General features: G+C 64.8%; 18 protein-coding genes. 7 read left to right on the top strand and 11 right to left on the bottom strand.

All coding sequences use genetic code 11. The features are described 5' to 3' along the window. Positions 1 to 38: 38 nt before the first annotated feature. Positions 39 to 1,391: an Nramp family divalent metal transporter gene (locus AD89_RS0105030; RefSeq protein ID WP_169251098.1), complete on the bottom strand. Its 1,353-nt coding sequence runs from the start codon at positions 1,389 to 1,391 to the stop codon at positions 39 to 41. A gap of 259 nt (positions 1,392 to 1,650) precedes the next feature. On the opposite strand from AD89_RS0105030, the gene AD89_RS0105025 reads away from it, so the two are divergent. Continuing rightward, the gene (locus AD89_RS0105025; protein WP_025777519.1) at positions 1,651 to 2,379 is read left to right on the top strand and encodes a sulfite exporter TauE/SafE family protein; all 729 of its coding nucleotides are present in this window, start codon (positions 1,651 to 1,653) and stop codon (positions 2,377 to 2,379) included. A 228-nt stretch (positions 2,380 to 2,607) separates the two neighbouring features. Next, the gene (locus AD89_RS18145; protein ID WP_051505062.1) at positions 2,608 to 4,137 is read left to right on the top strand and encodes a lipase family protein; all 1,530 of its coding nucleotides are present in this window, start codon (positions 2,608 to 2,610) and stop codon (positions 4,135 to 4,137) included. A gap of 86 nt (positions 4,138 to 4,223) precedes the next feature. Here the strand turns inward: AD89_RS18145 and AD89_RS0105015 are convergent, their stop codons facing one another. The 6 genes from AD89_RS0105015 to AD89_RS0104990 all read right to left on the bottom strand — a co-directional run bounded on the left by AD89_RS0105015 (position 4,224) and on the right by AD89_RS0104990 (position 11,853). Continuing rightward, a complete protein-coding gene (locus AD89_RS0105015; protein ID WP_231488451.1) occupies positions 4,224 to 4,967 on the bottom strand; it encodes a DUF1345 domain-containing protein in 744 nt (247 codons plus the stop codon). Between the two features lie 165 nt (positions 4,968 to 5,132). After that, positions 5,133 to 6,350, bottom strand: coding sequence for an amidase (locus AD89_RS0105010; protein ID WP_025777517.1), 1,218 nt, complete (start codon positions 6,348 to 6,350; stop codon positions 5,133 to 5,135). Continuing rightward, complete coding sequence (locus AD89_RS0105005) at positions 6,343 to 7,953, bottom strand: amidase (protein WP_025777516.1); 1,611 nt, start codon at positions 7,951 to 7,953, stop codon at positions 6,343 to 6,345. The genes AD89_RS0105010 and AD89_RS0105005 overlap by 8 nt, the downstream gene beginning before the upstream one ends. Before the next feature lie 70 nt (positions 7,954 to 8,023). Beyond that, positions 8,024 to 9,331 (bottom strand): M20 family metallo-hydrolase, encoded by a 1,308-nt coding sequence (locus AD89_RS0105000; protein WP_025777515.1) that lies wholly within the window; start codon positions 9,329 to 9,331, stop codon positions 8,024 to 8,026. A gap of 203 nt (positions 9,332 to 9,534) precedes the next feature. Then, positions 9,535 to 10,836: an MFS transporter gene (locus AD89_RS0104995; RefSeq protein ID WP_231488449.1), complete on the bottom strand. Its 1,302-nt coding sequence runs from the start codon at positions 10,834 to 10,836 to the stop codon at positions 9,535 to 9,537. Between the two features lie 84 nt (positions 10,837 to 10,920). Beyond that, a complete protein-coding gene (locus tag AD89_RS0104990; protein WP_025777513.1) occupies positions 10,921 to 11,853 on the bottom strand; it encodes a LysR family transcriptional regulator in 933 nt (310 codons plus the stop codon). Between the two features lie 314 nt (positions 11,854 to 12,167). On the opposite strand from AD89_RS0104990, the gene AD89_RS0104985 reads away from it, so the two are divergent. The 3 genes from AD89_RS0104985 (at position 12,168) to AD89_RS0104975 (ending at position 16,150) form a co-directional block, all read left to right on the top strand. Next, positions 12,168 to 14,315: an HNH endonuclease signature motif containing protein gene (locus AD89_RS0104985; protein ID WP_025777512.1), complete on the top strand. Its 2,148-nt coding sequence runs from the start codon at positions 12,168 to 12,170 to the stop codon at positions 14,313 to 14,315. Between the two features lie 131 nt (positions 14,316 to 14,446). Further along, the gene (gene lgt, locus AD89_RS0104980; RefSeq protein WP_025777511.1) at positions 14,447 to 15,373 is read left to right on the top strand and encodes a prolipoprotein diacylglyceryl transferase; all 927 of its coding nucleotides are present in this window, start codon (positions 14,447 to 14,449) and stop codon (positions 15,371 to 15,373) included. Between the two features lie 234 nt (positions 15,374 to 15,607). Further along, positions 15,608 to 16,150: an acyl-CoA thioesterase gene (locus AD89_RS0104975; protein WP_025777510.1), complete on the top strand. Its 543-nt coding sequence runs from the start codon at positions 15,608 to 15,610 to the stop codon at positions 16,148 to 16,150. 89 nt (positions 16,151 to 16,239) lie between these two features. Here AD89_RS0104975 and AD89_RS0104970 read toward each other — a convergent pair whose 3' ends face one another. After that, positions 16,240 to 17,433 (bottom strand): pyridoxal phosphate-dependent aminotransferase, encoded by a 1,194-nt coding sequence (locus AD89_RS0104970; RefSeq protein ID WP_025777509.1) that lies wholly within the window; start codon positions 17,431 to 17,433, stop codon positions 16,240 to 16,242. A 191-nt stretch (positions 17,434 to 17,624) separates the two neighbouring features. After that, on the bottom strand, positions 17,625 to 18,047 hold the full coding sequence (locus AD89_RS0104965; RefSeq protein WP_035319957.1) for a cupin domain-containing protein: 423 nt from the start codon (positions 18,045 to 18,047) through the stop codon (positions 17,625 to 17,627). 179 nt (positions 18,048 to 18,226) lie between these two features. Here AD89_RS0104965 and AD89_RS0104960 point away from each other — a divergent pair, with 179 nt between their 5' ends. Then, positions 18,227 to 19,681 carry an NAD(P)/FAD-dependent oxidoreductase gene (locus AD89_RS0104960; RefSeq protein WP_025777507.1) on the top strand — a complete coding sequence of 485 codons (1,455 nt, stop codon included), beginning with the start codon at positions 18,227 to 18,229 and terminating at the stop codon, positions 19,679 to 19,681. A gap of 220 nt (positions 19,682 to 19,901) precedes the next feature. After that, positions 19,902 to 21,083: a pyridoxal phosphate-dependent aminotransferase gene (locus tag AD89_RS0104955; protein WP_025777506.1), complete on the top strand. Its 1,182-nt coding sequence runs from the start codon at positions 19,902 to 19,904 to the stop codon at positions 21,081 to 21,083. Between the two features lie 229 nt (positions 21,084 to 21,312). Here AD89_RS0104955 and AD89_RS18140 read toward each other — a convergent pair whose 3' ends face one another. Both AD89_RS18140 and AD89_RS19230 read right to left on the bottom strand, forming a co-directional pair. Further along, on the bottom strand, positions 21,313 to 21,927 hold the full coding sequence (locus AD89_RS18140) for an OmpA family protein (protein ID WP_025777505.1): 615 nt from the start codon (positions 21,925 to 21,927) through the stop codon (positions 21,313 to 21,315). Continuing rightward, positions 21,927 to 22,508 (bottom strand): hypothetical protein, encoded by a 582-nt coding sequence (locus tag AD89_RS19230; protein WP_155807372.1) that lies wholly within the window; start codon positions 22,506 to 22,508, stop codon positions 21,927 to 21,929. Before AD89_RS19230 ends, AD89_RS18140 begins: the two co-directional genes overlap by 1 nt. Positions 22,509 to 22,520 lie beyond the last annotated feature (12 nt).

The raw sequence follows: 22,520 nt of genomic DNA, 5'->3' as shown, positions 1-22,520 counted from the left end.
TCGGCGAGGGAGTCCTCCCCGGCGACGATTCGACCCGATCATCCGAACGCGGTGGCGAACATCGCGGGAATCTGCATGGCGATCTGGACGCCGACGACGATGGCGATGATACCGAGGAGAAGCAGCAGGCCGGTCTGCCATTTCCGATTGACGGCGTAGGCATGCATGTGTTTCTTCCGCGAGGTCAGCAACAGGATGCAGACGACGATGATCGGGAGGCTGAGTACGGTCGAGATCGCGGTGCCGACGATGTTGAGCGAGATGAGATCCGGGGCGCCGGGGATCGTCGAGGCCAGGGGCAGGATGATGAAGACGATCGCCTGGATCCATCGGAAGGCGGGATTCTCCTCGTCGCGGCCGAGGAACTTCCGCATCGACGGCACGGTGTGGTTGATGCCGTTGATGGCCAGCTGAGCGAAGCCGCGCGACTGCGGCGGGAAACTCGTCATCGCAGCGAAGAAGATGCACATCCACAGCAGATACGGACCGACCGGACCGACCGCAACCGAGAGCATATGGGAGAGGTCGAACTCGTCGCCGATGGAGAAGCCTGGGTTGGCGGCGCTGAACTCGGCCGCGACGATCCAGAACAGGAGGTTGATGATGAGCAGCGGGGCCATACCGGCGATGAGGTCGAACTGTTGGATCTTCCGATACTTCGGCCCGACCCAGCCCTTGTCACGCATGAACCCGGAGTAGAGGAGATTGGGCATGTTGCCGGCGATCGTGCCGATCGTGGCGGAGGCGATGACGATGGGGGCGAATGCCGAGGTGTTCTGCTCCTGCGGGATCTCAAAGGCCATTCCCTGCACGAAGCCGGCGATGTCGAAGGTGCCGATCTTGATGAGCGCATAGATGAAGGCGATGATCATCGCGACCGAGGCGAAACGTGCGAAGTACTCGAGGACGACGAACTGCTTGCGCAGCATGACCAGCGACAGAGTGAGCGCGACGATGAAGATCGCGCAGAAGAACCGGCCCCAGGCTCCACCCCACTGACCACCGGTGAGCTCGTGGAGTCCGACGGCTGCGGCCAGGAGGAAGGTGGCCTGGGTGATGAATCCGGCGATGAGCACGACGGCACCCATGATTCCGGGAAGGACCGGCGAGAGGCGGGCGAAGCCGTCCAGGATCTGCGTGTCACCGTGCTTGTTCATCAGCGTGTACTTCGCAATGGACGAGATGATGAACGTGCGGGCGATGAGAGAGAGGATGAGCGTCCACAGCAGCGCGTACCCATAGGAGGCACCGGAGACGGAGGAGCTGACGAGGTCGCCGGTGCCCAGGAACGACATGGCCAGCACCAGACCGGGCCCGACCGAGGTGACGAGACCGAGGCCGCGCGGCAGCGGATTCTGCGCGGGCATCGAATTGACAGAGCTGCGTTTCACGCTATGGACATCGGCGGCCATGGCTGCACTCCCATGTGTAGATGGACATCTGAGCGATTGCCCGATGAATGATGCAAGGATTGGTCCGCGTCATCACCGTGCGCAATCTTCGTAAAGACTAGCCCATACATGCGTGTTGTGCGCAAGAGGTTCGACGAGAAAGATGCCGATTTGTGCGTTATGCGCATAAGATGGCTGCTCAGAACGCGCAATATGCGCCGCATGGTCCAATGGGCCGGGGTGGAGGAATGAGGAACCGATGGAGATCATCCAGTACCTGATCATCGGGATCGTGGTGCTGGGCTCAGCCTGCCTGCAGGGCTCCATCGGATTCGGCCTCGGCATGATCACCGCACCGGTGCTCGCGCTTCTGCGCCCCGACCTGCTGCCATCGGCGCTTCTGTTCCTGGCCACCCTCACCTCTTTCACCGCGTTTGCCCGTGAGCGTCAAGACGTGGATTGGAAGCTCGTCGGCTGGGGTGCCCTCGGACGGCTTCCCGGCATTGCGATCGGTACCACAGCCGTGGTGCTACTGCCGGATTCCGGACTGTCCCTGATGCTCGCGATCACCGTTCTCGCCGGTGCCGCATTCAGCCTGGTCGGCTGGTCACCGGCGGCCTCGCATCGCAATATGTTCATCGCCTCGTCGGCCTCGGGGATCTTCGGCACGGCCACGAGCATCGGCGGACCGCCGATCAGTCTCATCATGCGCTCACTCGACCCGTCATCGATGCGCTCGACGATGAGCGCCTACTTCACTCTCGGCAGCATCCTGTCCCTGACGGGGCTGACCATCGGCGGGGAAGTCGGCACCAGGCACCTCATCGCGGCGGCGGTTCTGCTGCCGTTCATGCTCATCGGTCTGTGGCTGTCGAACTTCGTCATCCGACGCGCCGACCGTCGACTCCTCTACCGCCTCGCGGTCGGCGCTTCGATCGTCGGCGCGCTCCTCGTCATCGTCGAAGTCGTCCGCTCGCACCTCACCTGACCTGGCGACAGACCACGTTCGTCACTTAACTACCGCTCAGTCCTACTATCAAGTAATGTGTGTGGTGCCCGTCACAATCAGGGCGTCCGACGGTGAACACCCTGGCCGACGGCACCCCGTCGCGACACTGCTCTCACCGTCACGATGCACACCATCGTGGTCTGCATCGACACCACTGTCCCGCACCTTCTCAATGCCGAGAGACCAGGCAGAACAGGACCACCGCCTATGAGCACGCCAACCACAGCACTGCCGACCACCTCCTCACACGGTTCCCGTCGTCGCCTGCGGGCCCTGAGCGCCGCAGCCGTCGTCGGCCTCGCACTCACCGTGTGCACGACGACCGCTCCGGCCCAGGCCGCCGAACTCGTTCCGCAGACCGAGAACGAAGCCGAAGAGTTCCTCGACGACCGTGCGGCGGAGGATCCGAGCACGCTCGATCGCGACAGCGTCCCCGAGGGCATCAGCGTCGAAGAGGCGCAGAAGGCCGTCGAGAAGACCGACGAACTCACTCCCGCCGATGTCGAATATGCCGCCGCGCAGGAGGACCTGCCGGCATCAGGAGTCCCCGAGGACTTCTATCGGACCCCGGACTCGCTGCCGAGCGCGGACGGCACGGTGCTCAAGCAGGCCGACTCCGATTTCTACCTCGACCCGGTGAAGCTCATCAAGCATGACGCGAAGTCGACGGTCTTCATGTACAAGACCACCGATGAGAAGGGCCAGGCCCGAGCCGCGACCGCCACTCTGCTCACGCCGAACAGTGCGAGCGGTCACGCCGACGATGCCGTCGTCATCTCACCGGGGACTCAGGGCATCGCTGACAAGTGCGCTCCCAGTCGTCAGATGGGCATGGGAACCGAATACGAAGGCATCTCGGTCGCATCGGCGCTGGCCGCGAAGCATCCTGTCGTCGTCGTCGACTACATGGGTCTCGGCACCGAGGGCACTCACCACTTCGTCAATCGCGTCGAAGAGGGTCGGTCGGTCCTCGATGCGGCACGTGCCGTCCAGCAGGTCGATGGCAGCGAGATCGATGAGGACACCAAGCTCCAGCTGCGCGGCTACTCGCAGGGCGGTCATGCCACGACGGCGGCCCTGGAGCTCCAGAAGGAGTGGGCGCCTGAGCTCAACATCGCCTCCGCTTCGGCCGGCGCCGTGCCGGTCGATCTGCATAAGACGGTGTCCGGGCTCTCGAGCGTCTATACGGCATTCGCACTCTACGGCGTCGTCGGGTTCGCCGATCAGGCTGACATCGATACAAGCGACTTCCTCAACGAGAAAGGGCAGAAGATGGTGGCCGAAACAGCGGACAAGTGCACCGTCGAAGCCTTGCTCTCGACAGCCTTCACGGATGGAAAGTCGCTGACGAAGAACGGCGAGTCGTTCACCGACATCATCGACGAGCACTTCACGGACATCGTTGACCGGCAGCGGCTGGGCAAGGCCGCGGTGCCGGATGTTCCGCTGCTGGTCAACCACAGCCGCCTCGACGACGTCATCTCGTTCGATCAGGGCAAGGAGCTCGCGTCGACCTGGTGCCGAGCCGGTCACAAGGTTGGCCTTCGAGGACAATCTCGGGCCCACTCACTTAGGCGGCTACGTCGCAGCCCTGCCCCGCATCGAGACCTTCACCAGTCGCACCTTCGCGGGCAAGGCTCCGCTCGACAGCTGCTGGAGGCTGTGACCTCCCACCCTCACCGAGGCGGCCCACCCAGTTGGGGAATCTGTCCTCACCGAGGCGGCCCGCCCGGTTGAGGAGCCCATACGCCCGAGGCGGTCCACCCCTGAACGGGGTGGGCCGCCTCGGCGATATTCACAGGGTTGGGTTGTGCCGGTGACGGTCACATGACGTAGGAGAGGATCATCGATACGAGGGTCGCAACAACAACGGAGTTGAAGGCGAAGGCGACGATGACGTTCGTGCGCACCAATCGCCAGGCTTTCCGCGACACCCCTCGGCCGGGGAGCGCGGCCGTCATCGTCGATGACAGCACGGAGAAGGTCAGGTAGTCGCCGAACTCGCGTGGGCCTTCCATCTCGAATTCGAGTTGCCGCTCCCCCGGGCTGCCGCCGCCGCTGAGGTCGAGACGCATGAACTCGAGTGCGAACGAATACACGAGCACCGCCCACGAGGCGATGACATTCGCAATGCCGAGCCCGGCCGAGATGACGATGTCTCCGCCCGAGCCAGAGGTGACGAGGAAGATGTTGAAGATGAAAGCGAGGTAGGCGGCCATTGTCGCCCAGGACACCGCTCCGCCCATCCCGAACCACTTCGACCACCACCGGCGACGGTTCACCACCGCCCACCGGGAGTGGACGATGAGCTCGGTCTCGTCGAGGTCTCCCAGCCCTGCATGCGTCCACAGCAGATAGGTGAGCGCGAAGAGCGGCCAGAAGACGAGGAAGAGGTTGATGACCTCGTGCGGCAGGGCCAGCGATGCAGCCATGCTCGGGCCAGAACCCAGTGGGTCGAAGTCGAATCCGAACACGAGGATGCCGCTGACGATGAGCGCAGGGACTCCCGCGATATTTGCGCGCGAGTCGTCGGAGAGGGTGAGCATCTGACTGTGCGTGGGTCTCATCGGCCCGGCTCCGGTTCGTTCGACGCGGCGGCTGTTCGAGTTCAGCCTAGTCGAGGGTGGGCCCGACTCGGCCGATCTCCGAATCGGACCGGTGGCACCGAGTCAGATCAGGCGATCCCCGATGCAATCGGACTGATCCCCAAGTCAGACCGGCCACGGGTCTAGTCAGACCAGCTGAGAGGCGAAGGCGAGCAGGTCGCGGTCACCGCCGGGGCGGCCGACCAGCTGCACCGCCTGCGGTCCTTCGCCGCCTCCGGCCCTGGGCAGCGGGATCGTCAAGGCCGGCCAGCCGAGCACGTTGAATGGCATCGAATAGCGCATGAACTTCGCCGCCGTGCCGGAGTCGATCTCATCCCAGCGGATCACTGGACCGTCGATGGCCTGGGTGAGCAGGAAATCGGCGCCCTCGAAGACCGTGAGCGACCGTTTCCGCAGGTCCGCGAGCGCTTCCAGCTGCTTCCGGTATTCGGTCTCGCCGAGGTCTCTGCCGGCCTCGATCTTCTTGGCCACCCCTGGCTGGTAGTCCGCTGAGTGCTCGGCGTACAGGTCTGCGTGGACCTCGTACGCCTCATAGAGGCGGATGAAGTCGTAGATCGGTGCAAGATCGTCGAGGAGTTCGTCCAGGGCAGGCCCATTCGCCGAGGTGATCGTGAGGGCGGGAACGCCAGCGAACAGGTCCAGCGCCAGGTTCGACCCATCACCGAGGAGACTGACATCGATGGTGTGTGCACTGTTCCCTCGGTCATCACCCGAACCGGCTCCAGCGATCACGTCGTAAGCAGTGGTCAGCACGCCGAGGTCGGAGGCGAAGAGTCCGACGGTGTCGAAGGCCGGCGAAAGTGGGAAGACACCGTCGACGGGCACGACGCCGAAGGTCGGCTTGAACCCGAGCACCCCCTGGCAGGCCGCCGGCACTCGCACGGACCCGGCCGTGTCGGTGCCCAGCGCCAACGGCACTGCCCCGGCGGCGACGAGCGCGGCCGATCCGGAGCTCGACCCGGCGGTGCACAGTGCCGCATCGACAGGATTGACGACGCGGCCGAAGGCCGACTCGTCGCCGAGGATTCCGTACGAGTACTCCTGGCAGTTCGTCTTCGCGACCGGGATCGCGCCCGCTGCTTCGAGTCGCTCCACGACCGTCGCCGAGGCGGTCACGGGATCATCGCTGCGCACGTTCGATCCCATTGTCGTCGGGTATCCGACGAGGTCGATGACGTCTTTGATCGCGAAGGGAATCCCTTCCAATCGCCGAGGCGGCTGCCCGGAATCGCGGCGGTCGATCGATTCCGCGGTGAGGGCATTCGCGCGGTCGACGGTCATCGCTGTGACGGCGTTGAACTGCGTTCCGGCACGCTCCACCTCGGCGAGAGTCTGCTCATCCATCCGATGAGCCTATCTGAACTGTCGGCGCCAGTCCGGCCCATGGGCGCAGCGCTTCGATCGCTGCGGCGACGTCGAAGGCAGTTCCGTCGTCGAAGGGGTGAGCAACGACCTGGACGCCGGTGGGGATCCCGCAGTCGGCCATCCCGGAGGGCACATTGACGATCGGCACCCGGTTGCAGATGTTGAACGGCATCGTCATGTGCGCCTGCCAATAATGGTCGAGTCGGGACCCCTCGACCGGGTGCTCCGCACTGCCCACCTGTCCGTCGTTTCCGGCACCTCTCGAACCGGCGCCTCCCGCATCTGAGTGCCCCTCGCGCCCCACTCCCCCGGCGTCGATGGTGATCCCATCAAGGTAGCTGGCTCCGGCTTCCAACCCCGCCACCGCCGAGGTGGGCGCCACGAGCACATCGAAACCGTCCATGGCTGCGGCGAGCTCCGCCTGGATCTGTGCTTCCATGGCGAGTCCGTCATAGAAGGACCGGCGTGCGGCGACGGCTTCCGCATCGGCCATGAACCGCACCGTGTACTCAGCCAGGGTGTGTTCATGGCCGCGAGTGGCCTTTCGCATGGCGGGCGCGAGCAGGTTTCCGAAGTGCGTGAACGCGGTCTCGAAGATCCGCTCGGACGTCCACGGCAGTGCGATCTCCTGGACGTCCGCCCCTGCCGATTCCAGCGCCGAGGCGACCGCGCGGGTATTCGCTTCGATGTCCTTCCCGACGGGGAAGTCCCCCAATCGCACGCACAGCGCGACCCTGCGTCCGCGGAGTCGGTCGGCCGCCTCGGCGGGGTCGAAGTCGTCGAGGAACCCGGGCGAGGCGATCGTCGCGTGATCTCTCGGATCGACGCCGACCATGACGCGGGCGAGGAGGGCGGCGTCGGCCACGGTGCGCGCCATCGGCCCATCCCCGCGGTACCAGTCCGCGGCCAGGGGCTGCGCTCCGGGTATCCGACCATAGGGGGCTTTGTACCCGACTGTGCCGGTGAACGCGGCGGGCAGCCTCGTCGAACCGGCGATGTCGGAGGCGGTGGCCAGGGGCGCAAACCCAGCGGCGAGCGCAGCACCGGACCCACCGGAGGACCCGCCGGGTGAGAGGTCGAGGTTCCACGGGTTGCGGGTCACGCCCCACATCGGCGAGTGCGTGATCGTCGCGCAGCTGAACTCCGGCGAGGTGGCTCGGGCGTGGACGAATCCCCCGGCGGTGCGGATGCGGGCGATGATCGCGGCATCGTTGTCGGCGATGGTGTCGCGTTCGTGGAGCAGCCCTTGGGTGAGGCCGCGGCCGGCGAGCGCGTGTTTTTCCTTGGCGATCACGGGAAGTCCGAGCAGCGGACGGGCGGCGGCCGCCTCGGCGAGGTCATCATCGGTGGCGTTCGCATAGAACGTCTCGGCGTCCCGCGCCGAGGTGACCGCCTCCTCGACGACTTCGGTGACCGCATTGATGCGCTCATCGTCGGAGGTGATCCGACCGATGAGCGAGCTCAGGTAGTCGACCGGGGACAGCTCCTTGGCCCGGAACGCGGCGAGCGCCTCCGTGGCGGACAGGGTCCAGGGTTGAGTGAGGTCGGGCGCTGTGGCTGGACCGGTTGCATTGGCGGTCATGGGGTCACCTCGATATGAGTTCGCAGCAGGTCGCTGCTGTCACCGTAGCGGATGCGCCGATTATCGGTGCTCATGCGCGCGCCTCGGCGACGGAGGAACCGACCCACACGGCACCGTCACGGACGTCGGCGAGTTCACCGCGGACGAGTTCGCCGGCCACCAAGGTGAGGACGCGGACTCCGCGGAGCATGTCGTCGTCGGTGGTGAATTCGCGTTCGCAGTGGGAGACGCCGTCGACGCTGGGCACGAACATCATCACGGCGGGCACGCGGTGATTCATCGCCACCGAATCGTGACCGGCCATCGTCTCCAACCGGCGGATGCTCAGGCCCTCGTTGGCGACAGCCTTCTCGGCGAGTTCGACGCCTTCGGTCGGGAAGCGGCGCTTGTCGCGGATGTCGAAGTCGCGGGCGTCGATAGTGATGTCGTGGGCGCGGGCGATCTCGGCGATCTGGGACTTCAGCGAGTCGCGGGCGGCTTGGACGATGGCCGGATCGGTCGACCGGAGGTCGGCGACCATATGGACGCGGCGGGGAACGACGATCGGCGAATTCGGTTCGACGACGTGCTGGCCGACCGAGGAGACGAGGGCTTCTTCCTCGAACTCATCGACCACCTCGGCGACCGCGAGGACGACCTTCGCGGCTGCGACGAGCGCATCATGCCGGTCAGCCATGGCTGTGGCACCGGTGTGGGACTGTTCGCCGAGGACGTCGATGTCGAGTTTCTGCGTGTACCAGCTGGCCTCGACGACGCCGATGTCCGTGGCTTCGCGTTCGAGGATGCGGCCCTGTTCGATGTGGATCTCGGCGTAGGAGATCGCCTCGGGCGGGGTGTCGGTGCCGGCGTAGCCGATGGCGTCGAGCGCCTCGGCGACGGTGGTGCCGTCGAGGTCGGTGACGGCGAGCATCTCGTCGAGGTCGAAGAGCCCGGCGTAGACGGAGCTGCCCATGATCGACGGGGCGAAGCGACCGCCCTCCTCGTTGAACCAGTTGACGACGGCGAGGTTGTACGCGGGTTTCAGACCAGATTCGGCGAGCTCCTCTTTGACTCGCAGGGCCGCGAAGAGGGCGGCGATGACTCCGTAGGCTCCGTCGAAGCGCCCGCCGAGCGGCTGCGAGTCGAGGTGGGAGCCGATGAGGACGTACGGGGCGCCGGGAACGAATTCGAGGCACGCGAACATGTTCCCGATCGCATCGACGCGCACGTCGAAGCCGTTGTCGGCCGCCCAGCCGCGCATCCAGTCACGCGTCTGCTTATCTTCGGCCGTCAGCGCCTGTCGATCGACGCCGTTGTTGTCGGTGGCACCTATGGTGGCGACGAAGTGGAAGTCTGCGAGGAAGGCCGCATCGGAGGACGGGACTGCCTGATGGTTCATTGCTGATCGCTTCTCTCATGAGGGTGGGTAGTGGTTTGCAAGGGACTGGGGGCGCGGGTGGCAGGCGCGGGTGGCTCGGTTGGGGCTCGGGTGGTGCTCGCACATCGCTTTTCGTTCAGTTCATCGCTTTTCATCCCGATGATCTGTACAAAATGTGATGTGAAAGTGGACGAAACTCGATGTCAATGCAGGCTCACCCGCGCTCACCCCAACCGTCCGCGGGTCTCGGGCAGACGCGTGACGAAGATGAGGACGAGGCACAGGGCAGCAACTGCGGCCATGTAGTAGCCGGGAGCGGTGTTGACGCCGGTGATGTCGACGAGCCAGGTGCCGACGAACGGTGCGGTGCCGCCGAGCACTGCGTACGAGATGTTGTAGCTGATGGCCGCCGAGGTGAACCGCGTCTTCGTCGAGAAGCGCTCGCAGAAGAAGGTGTAGCAGCCGCCGCCGTAGCAGCAGAGGGCGAGGACGAAGATGGTCTGCCCTAGAAAGGCCAGCCCCATGTGTCCGCTGGTCACAAGGCCGAATGCCGGCACCGAGGTGACCGCCAGCAGAATCGTGCCCGCGATGAGCATCGGGCGCCGACCGAACCGATCACCGAGGTGGCCCGCGATGGGCAGGAAGATCGTGTAGCTGGCCATGGCGATCGCATTGATAAGCAGCGACTGCTCACGGCTGAGGTCTCCCGTGGTCTGGATGTAGGTGACGAAGTAGGCCGAGAGCATGTAGAAGCCGAGTGCGGTGACGCCGAGGACGAAGAAGACCTGGAGCATGCCGACCCAGTTCTCGCGGAAGGATTCGCGGATCGGGCTGAACTCCTTGGGGCGTTCCGCAGCAGTCTGCTTGAACAGCTCGGATTCGTCGGTCTTCGACCGGATCCACAGACCGACGGCCGACAGCGGCAGGGCCAGCAGGAACGGCACTCGCCAACCCCAGGAATCGAAGGACGCATCGCTCATCACCGTCGACAGCACCAGGATGAGACCGCCGGCGAACACCGAGGGCAGAGCGGTTGCGGCCAAAGTGATGTTGATCCACAGACCGCGCTTGGCCACCGGGGCGTGTTCGTAGACGAAGGAGGGTCCGCCCACGGATTCGCCGCCGGCGGAGAAGCCCTGGCCGAGTCGGGCGAGGATGAGCAGAATCGGGGCGAGCCATCCGATCGTGTCGAACCCGGGCAGGAGGCCGATGAGCGCCGTGCAGGCTCCGACGAGGAAGATCGTGATGGTCAGCGTCTTCCGCCGGCCCACCTTGTCCCCGAGGGCTCCGAAGAAGAGTCCGCCGAGGGGGCGCATGACGAAGGCGACGCCGAAGGTCGCGAAGATGACCAGCAGGCCGGTGATCCGGTCGCCGTCGGGAAAGAAGTATTCGGACAGAATGACTGCCGAGAGTCCGTACAACGTGAAGTCGTAGAACTCGACGAACTGGCCGATGCTGCCGCCGAGCAGCACTTTCCGCTGCATGCTCGTGGACGTGCGTCCCTGCTCAACTGTTGGGGTGGACATCGAGGTGCTCCTGGAGTCGCGTGATGGTTGGCACCATCTTTGCGGCACAGATCACATCAGTCCAACAGTTACTTTTTGGGTAGCTCATAGATCCGATTGATGACCCGACGCCGGGCCGAGGATCTCCTTCGTCAGCTCGCAGTAGGCCCGGCCCCGCCGATTGAGTCGGACGTCGTTGGGCCAGATGAATGCGAGGTCGATGCTCGGGAAGTCGTCGAGGAGCGGGATGTCGACGGTCTTCGAACCGATGTAGGTCCCCGAGGAGACGCTCTGGCTGAGCAGGGAATAGCCGAGCCCCATCGCCACGAACGAGCGCACTGTCTCGTACCCGGAGAACGAGTGGCGAATGCGCGGGACGACCCCGGCGATCCGGAACAGCTCGTCGTAGTACTGGCGAGAGTAGGGAAGATCGAGCTGGATGTAGTTCTCGTCTGCCAGCTCCCGCAGATGCACGGGGCGGGGACGCCCTCCGGCCCCGAGGCGGTGCTCGAGTGATACGAGGACGTGCGGCCTGACGACATCGATGAGATACGTGTCGAAGCGGTCGCTCAGTCCCAGCATGTACGTCAGGGCGATGTCGCAGTCACCGGCCGTGACCGCACGCTGCAGCTCCTCCAGGTCCGCTTCGAGGTAGTTGACCCGCACGTCCGGATAGCGCTTCTCGAACTCGTCGTGGATGAGCGGCAGCCTCGTCGGAGCAATCGGCGAGAACACGCCGACGGTCAGCTGACCGCTCAGCGACCGAGAGAGCCCGAGCGCGGTCTCACCGAGGTTGTCGGAGGACTCGAGGAACGGTGTGACCTCCGTGAGGAAGCGCTTTCCCGCCGGGGAGAGTACAACCGACCGGTTCTTCTGTCGGATGAAGAGGTCGAGGCCGAGGGTCCGCTCGAGCTGCGCCATCGCCGTCGAGATCGCCGATTGGGTGACGTTGAGCTGCTTCGCCGCCTCGGTCATATGCTCCCGCCGGGCGACCTCCTGGAAGTACCGCAGCTGCACGAGCGTGAAATCGAGTGCCATAATCCCTCATCATCCCACCCGCAGCGGCCATGCATGCAGACACAGCCCCGCCGAGGCGGTTCGCCGCGGAGCCTTTGACGGCCGCGGCAATCCGCGTCGATCTCGGGTCAGTTTCACGTCGATCTCGTGTCGGTGCCGACAGATAGAATCACCCTCAAACACGTCAATGACGCGGTAACCATCATCTCAATAGTCATTCTCAAGTGTAACGAAAATTCTAATCGAATCTTTTTCGAAGTTTCTATTGTTTTCTCCATCACGACTGCATATAATTTCAGTAAGAGACCTTCAACGGCGAACGGAACTCGACAGCGATGACATTCACCCCCGACCGCAAGCGACGCAAGTCAGGAAAGCGCGACCGCCGCGCTGCCGCTGACTCACGCGGCGGGGCGAGTCGACGGCCACCGAACGCCTCGGTCCCCGCAGATCCCACCAACGTCCCTTCTCGTGCCGTTCGTGACACCGCGGACAACGTCCCCATGCACCCCGAAAGCGAGTCACCACGCCCTGAATCTCTGGCTGAGCAGCTCAAGGCAGCCGGCCTCGACCTCAGCGGCCACCACTTCGCCGAGGTCTTCGAGGCCCTTGATCCCGTATCGACCGACCCCGTCTCGACAGACCCCGTAGCGACTGACCCCGTCTCGACCGACGGCGAAGAGCAGAACGAAGCTGCGTCGACTGCCGACACCGAACACCCGAATGCAGCCGACGCTTCAGCATCATCCACCGAGATCGAGCCGAACGCTCCGACGGACTCGCTTTCACAGCCGAACCCGACCGCACTGTTCGAAACAAGTGAGCAAAACCGCTCAACCACGCAGCCTGCATCCACTGATTCCGCCGCCCCGGCCACCACAAGCACCCCCGCCGCCGCTCAGCCCGAGGCCGAAGAAGACTTTCAACGACGGACCTCGCTCCACCCAGTCCTCACCGACTCCGCTTGGAACGATCTTGCCGCGAGCACTCCCGAGATCACCGACTCGATCGCCTCACTGACCGGACTGGTCGCAGGGCTTCGGGCATTCGACCGGCCGATGGGGCCCGGCGAAGCCCTGCAGGTCATCGACGGCGCAGAGGCGCTGCGTCGGCTGAGTGAATCCCTGTCCACACTGGCAGTTGCCGTCTACGAACGCGTCGGCACCCCCAAAGACAGCGGCGCCAAGTCGACCAAGGCGCTCATCCAGGAACGTCTCAACCTCTCGGGTCGAGAAGCGAACCGTCGGGCAAAGCTCGCGGAGAATCTCGGCGGACGAGTCGCTCTCGACGGCCAACCGCTTGAGCCCGAACACCCGCTCGTCGCCGAACAGCTCCACCTCGGCACCCTGCCCACGGAACATCTCACTGTCATCGAAGACTGCCTCAAGGTGCTGCCCGCCTGGGTGGACCACGAGACGAGGTCCCGCGTGGAAACCGACCTCGTCAAGTACGGGAAGTCGGTGACTGTCAGCGAGCTCCGCGACATCTTCCGTCAGATGCTCGCTGTCATCGACCCCGACGGCGCCGAGCCGCTCGACCCCAGCGACCGTTCCGCCTATTTCATCACTGCCCGGCCCAAGCGCAACGGAGACTGGAGGCTGGAGGGCGTCCTCGACCCTGTAGCGGGATCCGAACTGCACGGACTGCTGACCTCAAGAATCCAATCCGCGGAAGACGCCACAGCGACAGACAACACAACAAGCACAGCTGGATCCTCGAGCGCCGAGGAAAAGTTCGAGCCTCTCGACGCCGTCCTCACCGGAGATCGCTTCGATGCTCCACCGTGGGCCGTCATCGAGGCCGCCGGCGAATCCGAAGACTCCTCTGCCAATCGGTCCGTTCCTGCCGGCCACGGTGTCCGCCCCGATGGAGCGTCCGTCGATCTCATGAGCGAGCAGCCTAAAGCGAAGGCCTGGATCTACGAGCGTTTCGCCACTCTCATCTCGCGCATCAGCATGAAAGAAGCCGCCAAGGGCTCGCCCTACGCTCTGGTCGTCACAGCAAAAGCGTCCGACATCGCCAACGGCACCGGCGAAGCCACCACAGGCTCCGGCGACCGTTTCCCTATGGACGACATCACTCGACGTGGTCTCAACGGCACTGTCTTCTTCCATCTGATGGACGAAAAGGCTCGCACGGTGGAAGTCTGCACAGATCAGCGCTTCGCCAACAAGAAGCAGACCGCGATCATCACCGCTCGAGACCGCGGATGCGTGTTCCCCGGATGTGACGCGCCCCCTGGATGGTGCGATGTGAACCATGTTGTGCCGCACGCCAGGGGCGGCAAGACCGACATCAACAACATGTGTTGTCTTTGCTCCTTCCACCACCACCTCACGGACCGCTCCGACTGGGAAGTGTTCATGCTCACCGACGGGCGACCGGCATGGCGACCGCCCGAAAGCATCGACCCCGCTCGCACGCCGATCCTCCACTCGAGGTTCATCACCGACGACATCATCGACGGCCTCTTCGGCACGTAGCTGCGCAGGACTGCTTCAAGAGCACCGCTGTGTCAACACGCACCCGTCGGCCCACACCACCGGCCACTGCCTGCCGCGCGCTCAGTTCCAGCAAATGCGCGATTCCCAGCCACCACAAATAGACTGGGCTCATGCCTGCAGTTCCCACGAGCGCACTCCTCGCCGAGACCACACTTCCGCACGACGTCTCGGCAGCGATCCCCAGCCCGTCCATCTCGAGCTTCCAACTCGGACCGCTGACGATCCACTTCTATGCGCTGTGCATCCTCGTGGGCATCATCATCGCCATCGTGCTGACCAACCGTCGCCTGACCAAGCGCGGCGTCGAGGACTGGCAGGTCCTCGACATCGCGACTCTGGCCGTCCCGATGGCCATCGTCTTCGCCCGCATCTACCACGTCATCACGCACTACACGGACTACTTCGGACCCGGCCGCAATCCCTGGAATCCGTTCGAACCCGGCTCGGTCTGGGCGATCTGGGAGGGCGGCATCGCCATCTTCGGCTCGCTCATCGGCGGCACCTTGGGCGCGTGGATCATGTGCCGCAGGCTCGGCCTCAAACTCACCACCCTGCTCGACGCCCTGGCCCCGGGCCTCATCCTCGCCCAGGCCTGCGGGCGCTTCGGCAACTGGTTCAACCAGGAGCTCTTCGGCCTGCCGACCACCCTGCCCTGGGGTCTCGAGATCGATCCCAGCAACCCGGCCATTCCGCTGGGCACTCCCCCTGGCACGCTCTTCCACCCGACGTTCCTCTACGAGGTCATCTGGAACAGCCTCGGCGCCCTCGTCCTGCTCTACCTGTCCCGCCACATCTTCTTCCAGTGGGGACGCCTCTTCGCCGTCTACCTCATGTGGTACGGCGCCGGCCGCATCGTCTGGGAATCCATCCGCCTCGACCCGAGCTTCGTCATCCTCGGCCTGCGGACGAATGTCTGGGGCGCGATCGGCGCCGTCGCACTCGGCGTCATCATCATGCTCGTCCAGTGGAAACGCCACCCCGAACCCGAAGAATCACCGTTCATCCCCGGTCGCGAACCCCAGCCCGCGAAGAACTGACGGAAACCCTCGCCGAGGCGGCTCCCCAGGTCCATGGCAGCGTTTCCCATCCGTGGTGACGCCTCACCCGAGGCGGATCTCCAAGCCCGGGGCCGCGCCCCCGCCCCTGGTAACGCCTGATCCGTGGTGACGTTCCCCTCCGTGGTGACGCCCACCCAGCAGAATGCAGTGCCGCCTACCCGACGAGATGCAGAGCCTCCACGCAGAAAGATACCGTAAAGTAACATAGATTGCATGCACTTCTTCCGCATGATTCTGCACCTACTCAGGTCCCATCGACGCACTGCGCGCGATATCTGGGACACGTACTCCCTGCCCATGCGCGTTCACCTGGGCGAGATCGACATCTTCATGCATCTCAACAACGGCAAGTACTTCTCGATCATGGACCTCGGTCGACTCGACATGATGGTGCGCAGCGGAGCATGGCAGGCGATGCGTGACCGCGGCTGGACAGGCGTCGTCAGCGCCGAGACCATCAGCTTCCGCAAGTCGCTGAAACTCTGGCAGCGCTACAGCCTCGAGACCAAGGTCTGCGGAATCGATGACCGCACCGTGTTCTTCGAACACCGTCTGGTCGTCGACGGAGAGATCTACACCCGCGCCTATGTCGCCACACGCGTGATCTCAGACAGTGGCCCGCTCACCAGGGACGACCTCATCGAGGCGTTCGGGGTGCCGGAGAATGCACCTGAACTGCCCGACTGGCTCCACGAGTGGCGCCGCGACAATGCACTGCCGAGCACTCGGCGGCCTGCCCGGAGCAGCTGGAACTAGCCGAGCCGCCGTCGTGCGTGGCTTGCACTCTCGGCTGCACCCGAATCGCCATTGCCGGCCGCCCCACCGCACGGCCGGCCCCGGCCGGTTCAGGATTCGATCCACTCCTTGAGGCGGCCCAGGCCGCGAGTGATCGCGGTTTCATCGATACCCGAATAGGCCAGTCGGATATATGACCGGTCCTCCCCGGGCTGCGGCGAGCCGAAGTGCTCGCGGGTGCAGAATGAGACACCCGTGGCATGCAGCGCCTCGGTGGAGAAGTCCGCCAGAGTCGCAAGCCCCTTCGACTCCATCGCCTCGGTGACATCGGGGAAGACGTAGAACGTCGATCCCGGTGTCGCCACACTCATGCCGGGGATCTCATTGATGAGTCGACAGGTGGCATCGCGCCGTTTGCGCAGCACCTCCAACATCTGCCCCACCGGCCCCTGCGGTCCGCGCAGGGCAGCGATGCCCGCCCACTGCACGTACTGGTTCGTGCACGATTCGTCGTTGGTGTTCATCAGCGAGATCGCCTCGGCGACTTCCTTCGGCGCCACCGCACAGCCGAGCCGTGACCCGGTCATCGCGTACTTCTTCGAGAACGTGTAGAGGATGACGGTGCGCTCACGCATGCCCGGCAGCGCGGCGATCGACTGAGACTTCCCGCGATAGCGCATCTCGAAGTACGCCTCATCGGAGAGCACCCACAGGTCGAATTCCTGCGCGATCGCAGCGATGGCCTCACGCTCACCCGGGGTGGATTCCGCGGAGATCGGATTCTGCAGGTCGTTGTAGATGATGGCCGTGGTGTTCTCATCGATCGATGCCCGCAGGTGGTCGAGGTCGATGGCGAACCCGTCGGAGGTCGGGACGTACCGGTAGGGCAGGGCCGTACCGCCGAGGTATTCGATCTGGGACTCGTAGATGGGGAATCCGGGATTCGGGTAGAGCACACCCTCGCCGGGGTTCATCACCGATTGGAGGAATTTCGTGATCACGGGCTTGCCTCCGGTGGTCACGACCACCTCGGCGGGGTCGATCGTCATTCCGCGCCGCGAGCCGATGTCATCGGCGAGCGCCTCCCGCAGTTCCGGAATTCCCGGTCCAGGGCAGTAGCCGGTCTTGCCGTCGGCGATCGCCTGGTCGAGGGCTTCGACGATGTGGCCGGCCAGCGGGAAATTGAGATCGCCGAGGTGGAACGGGAACACCTCATTGCCGCGAGCCTTCCAGTCGGCCGCGGCTTGGGCCACGCGGAACGCGGTCTCGGTGCCGAGGTTGTCCAAGCGGCGAGCAGTCTTCATCGTCGGCTCCTTCTTCGTGGTCCATCTCTTCGAGGGCAATACTGTGGTGTCGGGGCTGGGGTGTCCGTGGGTGCTGCGCGCCGTAGGACGGAACCGCCCCAGGGCACGGTGTGCACCGGTTCACTCACGATAGAGCACCTGACCTGGGATTGTCAGCGGTGTCCGTGTCCGGGGTGGTTCGCGCGTCGGGTTCAGCTCTCGTGCGGCGCAATGAACAGCTTCCGCAGCGGAGCCCCGTCGATGTACCAGCGCGTCTTCGTCCCCTCATCGAGGCGGACCAGCGACCCCGGCGCCAATTCGATGGGGTCACGCCGGGGTTCGTCGAATTCGATGCGGCCGGTCCCGGAGATGACGAGGAAGACCTCGTCGCCTTCGATATCCCGCATCGCTCCGGCACTCATCTCCCACAGTCCGAAGTCGGCGCCGCCGATGGTGCCGAGTTCGGCGAATCCCGTCGTCACCGACTCCATCGCCGAGGCGGCCGACCCTTCCGACCCGACCGACCCGACCGTGTCGGTTCCTCCCGCCGAGGCGGCCGGAACATTCTGCCAGCCCTCGATGGGTTCGTGGCTGAGTGGGACATCGTGGGTGTTGATCGGCTCCATTGCGCTCATGCGACCAGTGTAAGCAGATGGCCCGCCCACTCTCCGCCATGACGAAGAAATCAGTAGGGCAATGAATTCGTTTCAGCATCCGATCTCAACCGACGCAACTATTTACTTCCCATCAGTCGTGGGATAGAACTGTTTCCGTAGGCGACCGTCTGGTCTGTCTCGAGCTCAGGAGATGATCCATGTCCTACTTCAACGGCGAAGCCTCGCACTGGCTGGCGGCCTCCCCCGCCGAAGCCGTCGACCCCGCCCCACTACCGCGCGAGAAGCAGGATCTCGTCATCGTCGGCGGCGGGCTGACCGGCCTGTGGTCGGCCTATTACGCCAGGCAGGCCCACCCCGAGTGGGCGATCACGATCATCGAGGCCCGCCACATCGGCTACGGTGCCTCCGGCCGCAACGGCGGATGGCTCTCAACCCTGCTGCCGGGCAACCGCACCAAGTTCGCCGAGGCAGTCGACCGTTCCCGGAGGGACGATCCCACCGGGCCGGTCGGCTCGGCCGGGCTCGACGGCGTGGCGAGCGTCCGGGCCTTCCAGTCCGCACTCTTCGACTCCATCGACGAAGTCCTCGACGTCTGCGAGACCGAAGGCATCGATGCCCACCAGGTGCGCGGCGGCCATATCGACATCGCTCAGTCGGAAGCCGGGCTGTCCCGACTGCGCGACCTTGAGGCCGGCAACGAGCAGTTCGGATATGGGCCCGAGGACATGCAGTTCCTCGACGCCGAGGCGACGCGTGCCCGCATCAACGTCGACGGCGCGCTCGGCAGCCTCTACTTCCCCGGTACCGCCGCCATCGACCCGGCACTGCTCACCCGCGGACTCGGCCACGTCCTCAGGGAACAGGGCGTAACCATCTGTGAGGCCACCTCGGCGAGGCATATCCGAAAGAATTCGGTCGCCACGGACCGCGGGCCGGTGCACGCGGACACGATCTTCGTGTGTCTCGAGGGGTATTCGGACACGGTCGGCGGCGACCTGCCGGGACTGGACGGACGCCAGGTCATCCCGGTGTTCTCGTCGATGATCGCGACCGAACCGCTGCCGGGCGAGGCGTGGGCATCGATCGGCTGGGAGGGCCGCGAATGCCTCGGCGACACGGCGCACACGTTCATCTACGCCCAGCGCACGGCCGATGGCCGGATCGCGCTCGGCGGCCGTGGGGCGCCCTATGCCTTCCGGTCGGGTCTGCCCGGCGACGGTGAGGTCCCCGCCGAGGTGGTGAACCTCCTGGCCGGGCGCCTGTCCTCGCTCTTCCCGGACCTCGAGTTCGAGGTTGCGCATGCCTGGCGGGGTGCGCTCGGGGTGACCAGGGATTGGTGCGCCGGCGTCTTCTTCGACCCGGCCCAGCGCATCGGGGTGGCCCGCGGCTATGCCGGGCACGGGGTGACGGCGACGCACCTGGCGGCGAAGACCCTGCTCGATCGGGCCGCCGGAGCCGCGACGCCGTTGACCGCGCTGCCGTGGAACGACCACGTCTCCGGGCAGTGGGAGCCCGAACCGATCCGGTGGTTGGGCATCCGGTCGATGTACAAGATCTTCGGCCTCGCCGATGCGTGGGAGTCAGCGACCGGGGCGAAGAAGACGAGCCTGCTCGCACGGTTCGGATCCCGCCTGGCCGGATTGCATGAGTAGGCGGGGCGGAGTCCTGCACGAGTAGCGGGCGGCCGCGCGCCCCACGCTAGCGGCCCACTTCACCGACCGCTCACATTGCCGTCGCTGTACCGCGCTATATCTCGAGCGCTCGACGCTGAGTCGAGCGGTCGGCAGAACATGACCGCGCACAGCCGACCACGACAGTCTCGCGCTGTGACTTGGCCCTATTGTCGCCGCAGTTTCAGGGCAGACTGAAGCCATGACGGACTCCCGCATCTCCCCCATGGCAGAGACCTACCCGGCCTCAGACATCCGCAAGATGTTCAATCTCGCCCTCGACTTCCCCGATGCCGTGAAGCTGACCGTCGGCGAGCCGGACTTCACCACCCCGGAGCACATCAAGGCCGCGGGCATCCGCGCGATCGAGCACGACAACACCCGCTACGTCGCGAACGCCGGCATCCCCGAACTGCGGGCCGCGATCGCGCGGAAGTACTCGGCCCGGTGGAATCGCAGCATCGAGCCTGCGAACGTCATGGTCTCCTTCGGTGCTATGGAAGCACTCACCTTCGCCCTCGATGTCACCGTATCCCCAGGGGATGAGGTCATTATCCCCGACCCCAGCTTCCCGAACTATCTGGGGCAGGTGCACCGCCTCGGCGGGGTTGCCGTGTCCGTTCCCGTCACCGAAGACAACGATTTCAAGCTCCGCGCCGAGGATGTCCGCTCAGCGATCACGGACAAGACCGCGGCGATCATCATCAACAGTCCCTCGAACCCCTTGGGTTCGGTGATGGATCGGGCCGACCTCGAGCAGATCGCCGCGCTGGCCGATGAGCACGGGTTCACCGTCATCTCCGATGAGGTCTATGACGAGATGGTCTTCGAGGCGGAGTACACCTCCATCGCCGAGGTGAAACCATCCACCGCCGAGGTGGGGGCTGAGTTCGATCGGTTCCTGGCCATCGGCAGCTTCTCGAAGACCTATGCGATGACCGGGTGGAGGTGCGGTTTCGTCATCGGTTCGGAGGATTTCATCGCGCCGATGGCACTGCTGCAGGAGGGCCTGACCTCGAGTCTGCCCGGCTTCGTCCAGGAGGCAGCGGTCGCCGCAATCGAGGGACCGCAGAACGCGGTCGATGAGATGGTCGCTTCGTATGCCAGGCGGCGTGAGCTCATGGTCGAGCGCATCAATGCCATCGACGGGTTGAGTCTGCTGCCACCGGCGGCGACGTTCTACGCCTGGGTGAACGTGTCAGAGTGGGGCCTGTCATCATGGGACCTCGCCACCCGACTGCTCGAGGACCACAATCTCGCGACGATTCCCGGTTCGGCCTTCGGCCCGGCCGGTGAGGGCTACCTGCGGCTGACCTTCGCAGTCTCGGACGAGACCATCACCACCGCCTGCAACCGTTTGGAGGCCTTCGCCGCAGCTCGGTGATGCCGCGAGCCGGTGAGCCCCCGAGCGATGAGCCCGCTGGAGCTGAGCCCGCGGTGGCTGGGCCGGCGAACGATGAGCCCGCGGGAGCTGGGCCCGCGAGCGATGAGCCAGCGGTAGCTGGGCCGCCGAGCGCTCAACTTAGCGTCGACCGCGCAGTGTATAACGCGAGCGGTCGGTGGGACGATGCGCGGTCGATGAAGCATGGCCCTCAACAGGCACTGCCCGACACTCAGCTGTCGTCGTAGCTGATTTCGACGCGTCGGTTCTTCGCCCGTCCCTGCGGGTTGTCCTCACCCTTCTTCGTCGTATTCTTTGCGACAGGGTCGGCCTCCCCGTAGCCCTTGACGGTCAGGTCGAGGCCGGACCGTGAGTCGGCGATGACATCGGCCACAGCCTGTGCCCGCTTCTTCGATAGCTTCTTGTTCGCCGCATCGTCGCCGATCGAATCGGTGTATCCGGAGACTGTGACCTTTGTACCGTCGGGAACGTTCTCCACGGTCTTCGCGATGGCCTTCTCAGCCTTGTCGGAGATCTCGGCGCTGCTGAAGTCGAAGAGGATGTCGCTGGCCAGGGTGATGACCGCGTCGTCGCCGTCCTTCTCGTTCGTCACGAGTGGGACGACGGATTCCGAGGTGTTCCATTCCTGGACGTTGTTCGGCTCCCACCGCTGGACCGAGTAATCCAGCTGCTCCTGTGTCGGTTCAGGCAGGTCCGCCGGGGACGTCGGATCGGATTCGGCGGCGATGCCGGCGCCGGCACCGGCCGTCGCGCCTGCCCCGGAACCGATCAGCAGTCCGACGCCGACGAGAACAGCGGTGCACTTCCTGGTGTTCCCTCGACGCATCATGACTCCGTGATCGGGATGTCGGTGAACTTCGGCCAGTTCTCCTGAGCCCGGATGTCGACGGCATCGATGTCGTTCTCCGGAGCCTTGAAGACGGCCCACACGATCATCGGCCGGTTGTTCTTCGTCTCCGTGAACACCGAATCCGAGGCCCACATTTCGTAGGTGTCCGAGATCGGGGAATAGACCTTGAGGTTGTCCGTATCGACAAGTTGCGGGTCGAACTTGTTCTCGCCCCAGACGTCGTAGACGCTGATCGAAGCGTCGCTGTCGGCCGTGGTGAAGTGCGGCGTGACGACCATCGTCAAGGTCTGCGTCTTCCCGTCGACCTCGAGCGAGTGGATGGCAATGGTCGCCTTGTTCTTGTCGGATCCCGGGACAGTGACGTCCTGTTTGACGATGACGTCGTCGGGATCGATGTTCTCAACGCTGGGCGTCGCGCCGTCGCTGCTGCCGTTCCCGCCGTCGGCCGCCGAGTCCTTGTCGTTGGAGTCCGAATCCTGCGACGAGGTGCAGCCTGAGAGGGCCAGAGCGCAGAGGGCCGCACCGGCGAGGCCCCGGGTGAGTTTGGTCGAGATCACGATCAATTGTCT

The organism is Brevibacterium sp. VCM10, assembly GCF_000583215.1.
In the GTDB taxonomy this organism is placed as follows: Bacteria; Actinomycetota; Actinomycetes; order Actinomycetales; family Brevibacteriaceae; genus Brevibacterium; species Brevibacterium linens.
Note: the sequence above shows the minus strand (reverse complement) of the source record. Positions and strands in the feature narration are given on the sequence as shown.

What these genes read in the sequence shown, in the direction of transcription:
- AD89_RS0105025 (WP_025777519.1), top strand. Translation starts at nt 1,651, where the DNA reads ATGGAGATCATCCAGTACCTGATCATCGGGATCGTGGTGCTGGGCTCA.
- AD89_RS18145 (WP_051505062.1), top strand. Translation starts at nt 2,608, where the DNA reads ATGAGCACGCCAACCACAGCACTGCCGACCACCTCCTCACACGGTTCC.
- AD89_RS0105015 (WP_231488451.1), bottom strand. Translation starts at nt 4,967, where the DNA reads ATGAGACCCACGCACAGTCAGATGCTCACCCTCTCCGACGACTCGCGC.
- AD89_RS0105010 (WP_025777517.1), bottom strand. Translation starts at nt 6,350, where the DNA reads ATGGATGAGCAGACTCTCGCCGAGGTGGAGCGTGCCGGAACGCAGTTC.
- AD89_RS0105005 (WP_025777516.1), bottom strand. Translation starts at nt 7,953, where the DNA reads ATGACCGCCAATGCAACCGGTCCAGCCACAGCGCCCGACCTCACTCAA.
- AD89_RS0105000 (WP_025777515.1), bottom strand. Translation starts at nt 9,331, where the DNA reads ATGAACCATCAGGCAGTCCCGTCCTCCGATGCGGCCTTCCTCGCAGAC.
- AD89_RS0104995 (WP_231488449.1), bottom strand. Translation starts at nt 10,836, where the DNA reads ATGTCCACCCCAACAGTTGAGCAGGGACGCACGTCCACGAGCATGCAG.
- AD89_RS0104990 (WP_025777513.1), bottom strand. Translation starts at nt 11,853, where the DNA reads ATGGCACTCGATTTCACGCTCGTGCAGCTGCGGTACTTCCAGGAGGTC.
- AD89_RS0104985 (WP_025777512.1), top strand. Translation starts at nt 12,168, where the DNA reads ATGACATTCACCCCCGACCGCAAGCGACGCAAGTCAGGAAAGCGCGAC.
- lgt (WP_025777511.1), top strand. Translation starts at nt 14,447, where the DNA reads ATGCCTGCAGTTCCCACGAGCGCACTCCTCGCCGAGACCACACTTCCG.
- AD89_RS0104975 (WP_025777510.1), top strand. Translation starts at nt 15,608, where the DNA reads ATGCACTTCTTCCGCATGATTCTGCACCTACTCAGGTCCCATCGACGC.
- AD89_RS0104970 (WP_025777509.1), bottom strand. Translation starts at nt 17,433, where the DNA reads ATGAAGACTGCTCGCCGCTTGGACAACCTCGGCACCGAGACCGCGTTC.
- AD89_RS0104965 (WP_035319957.1), bottom strand. Translation starts at nt 18,047, where the DNA reads ATGAGCGCAATGGAGCCGATCAACACCCACGATGTCCCACTCAGCCAC.
- AD89_RS0104960 (WP_025777507.1), top strand. Translation starts at nt 18,227, where the DNA reads ATGTCCTACTTCAACGGCGAAGCCTCGCACTGGCTGGCGGCCTCCCCC.
- AD89_RS0104955 (WP_025777506.1), top strand. Translation starts at nt 19,902, where the DNA reads ATGACGGACTCCCGCATCTCCCCCATGGCAGAGACCTACCCGGCCTCA.
- AD89_RS18140 (WP_025777505.1), bottom strand. Translation starts at nt 21,927, where the DNA reads ATGCGTCGAGGGAACACCAGGAAGTGCACCGCTGTTCTCGTCGGCGTC.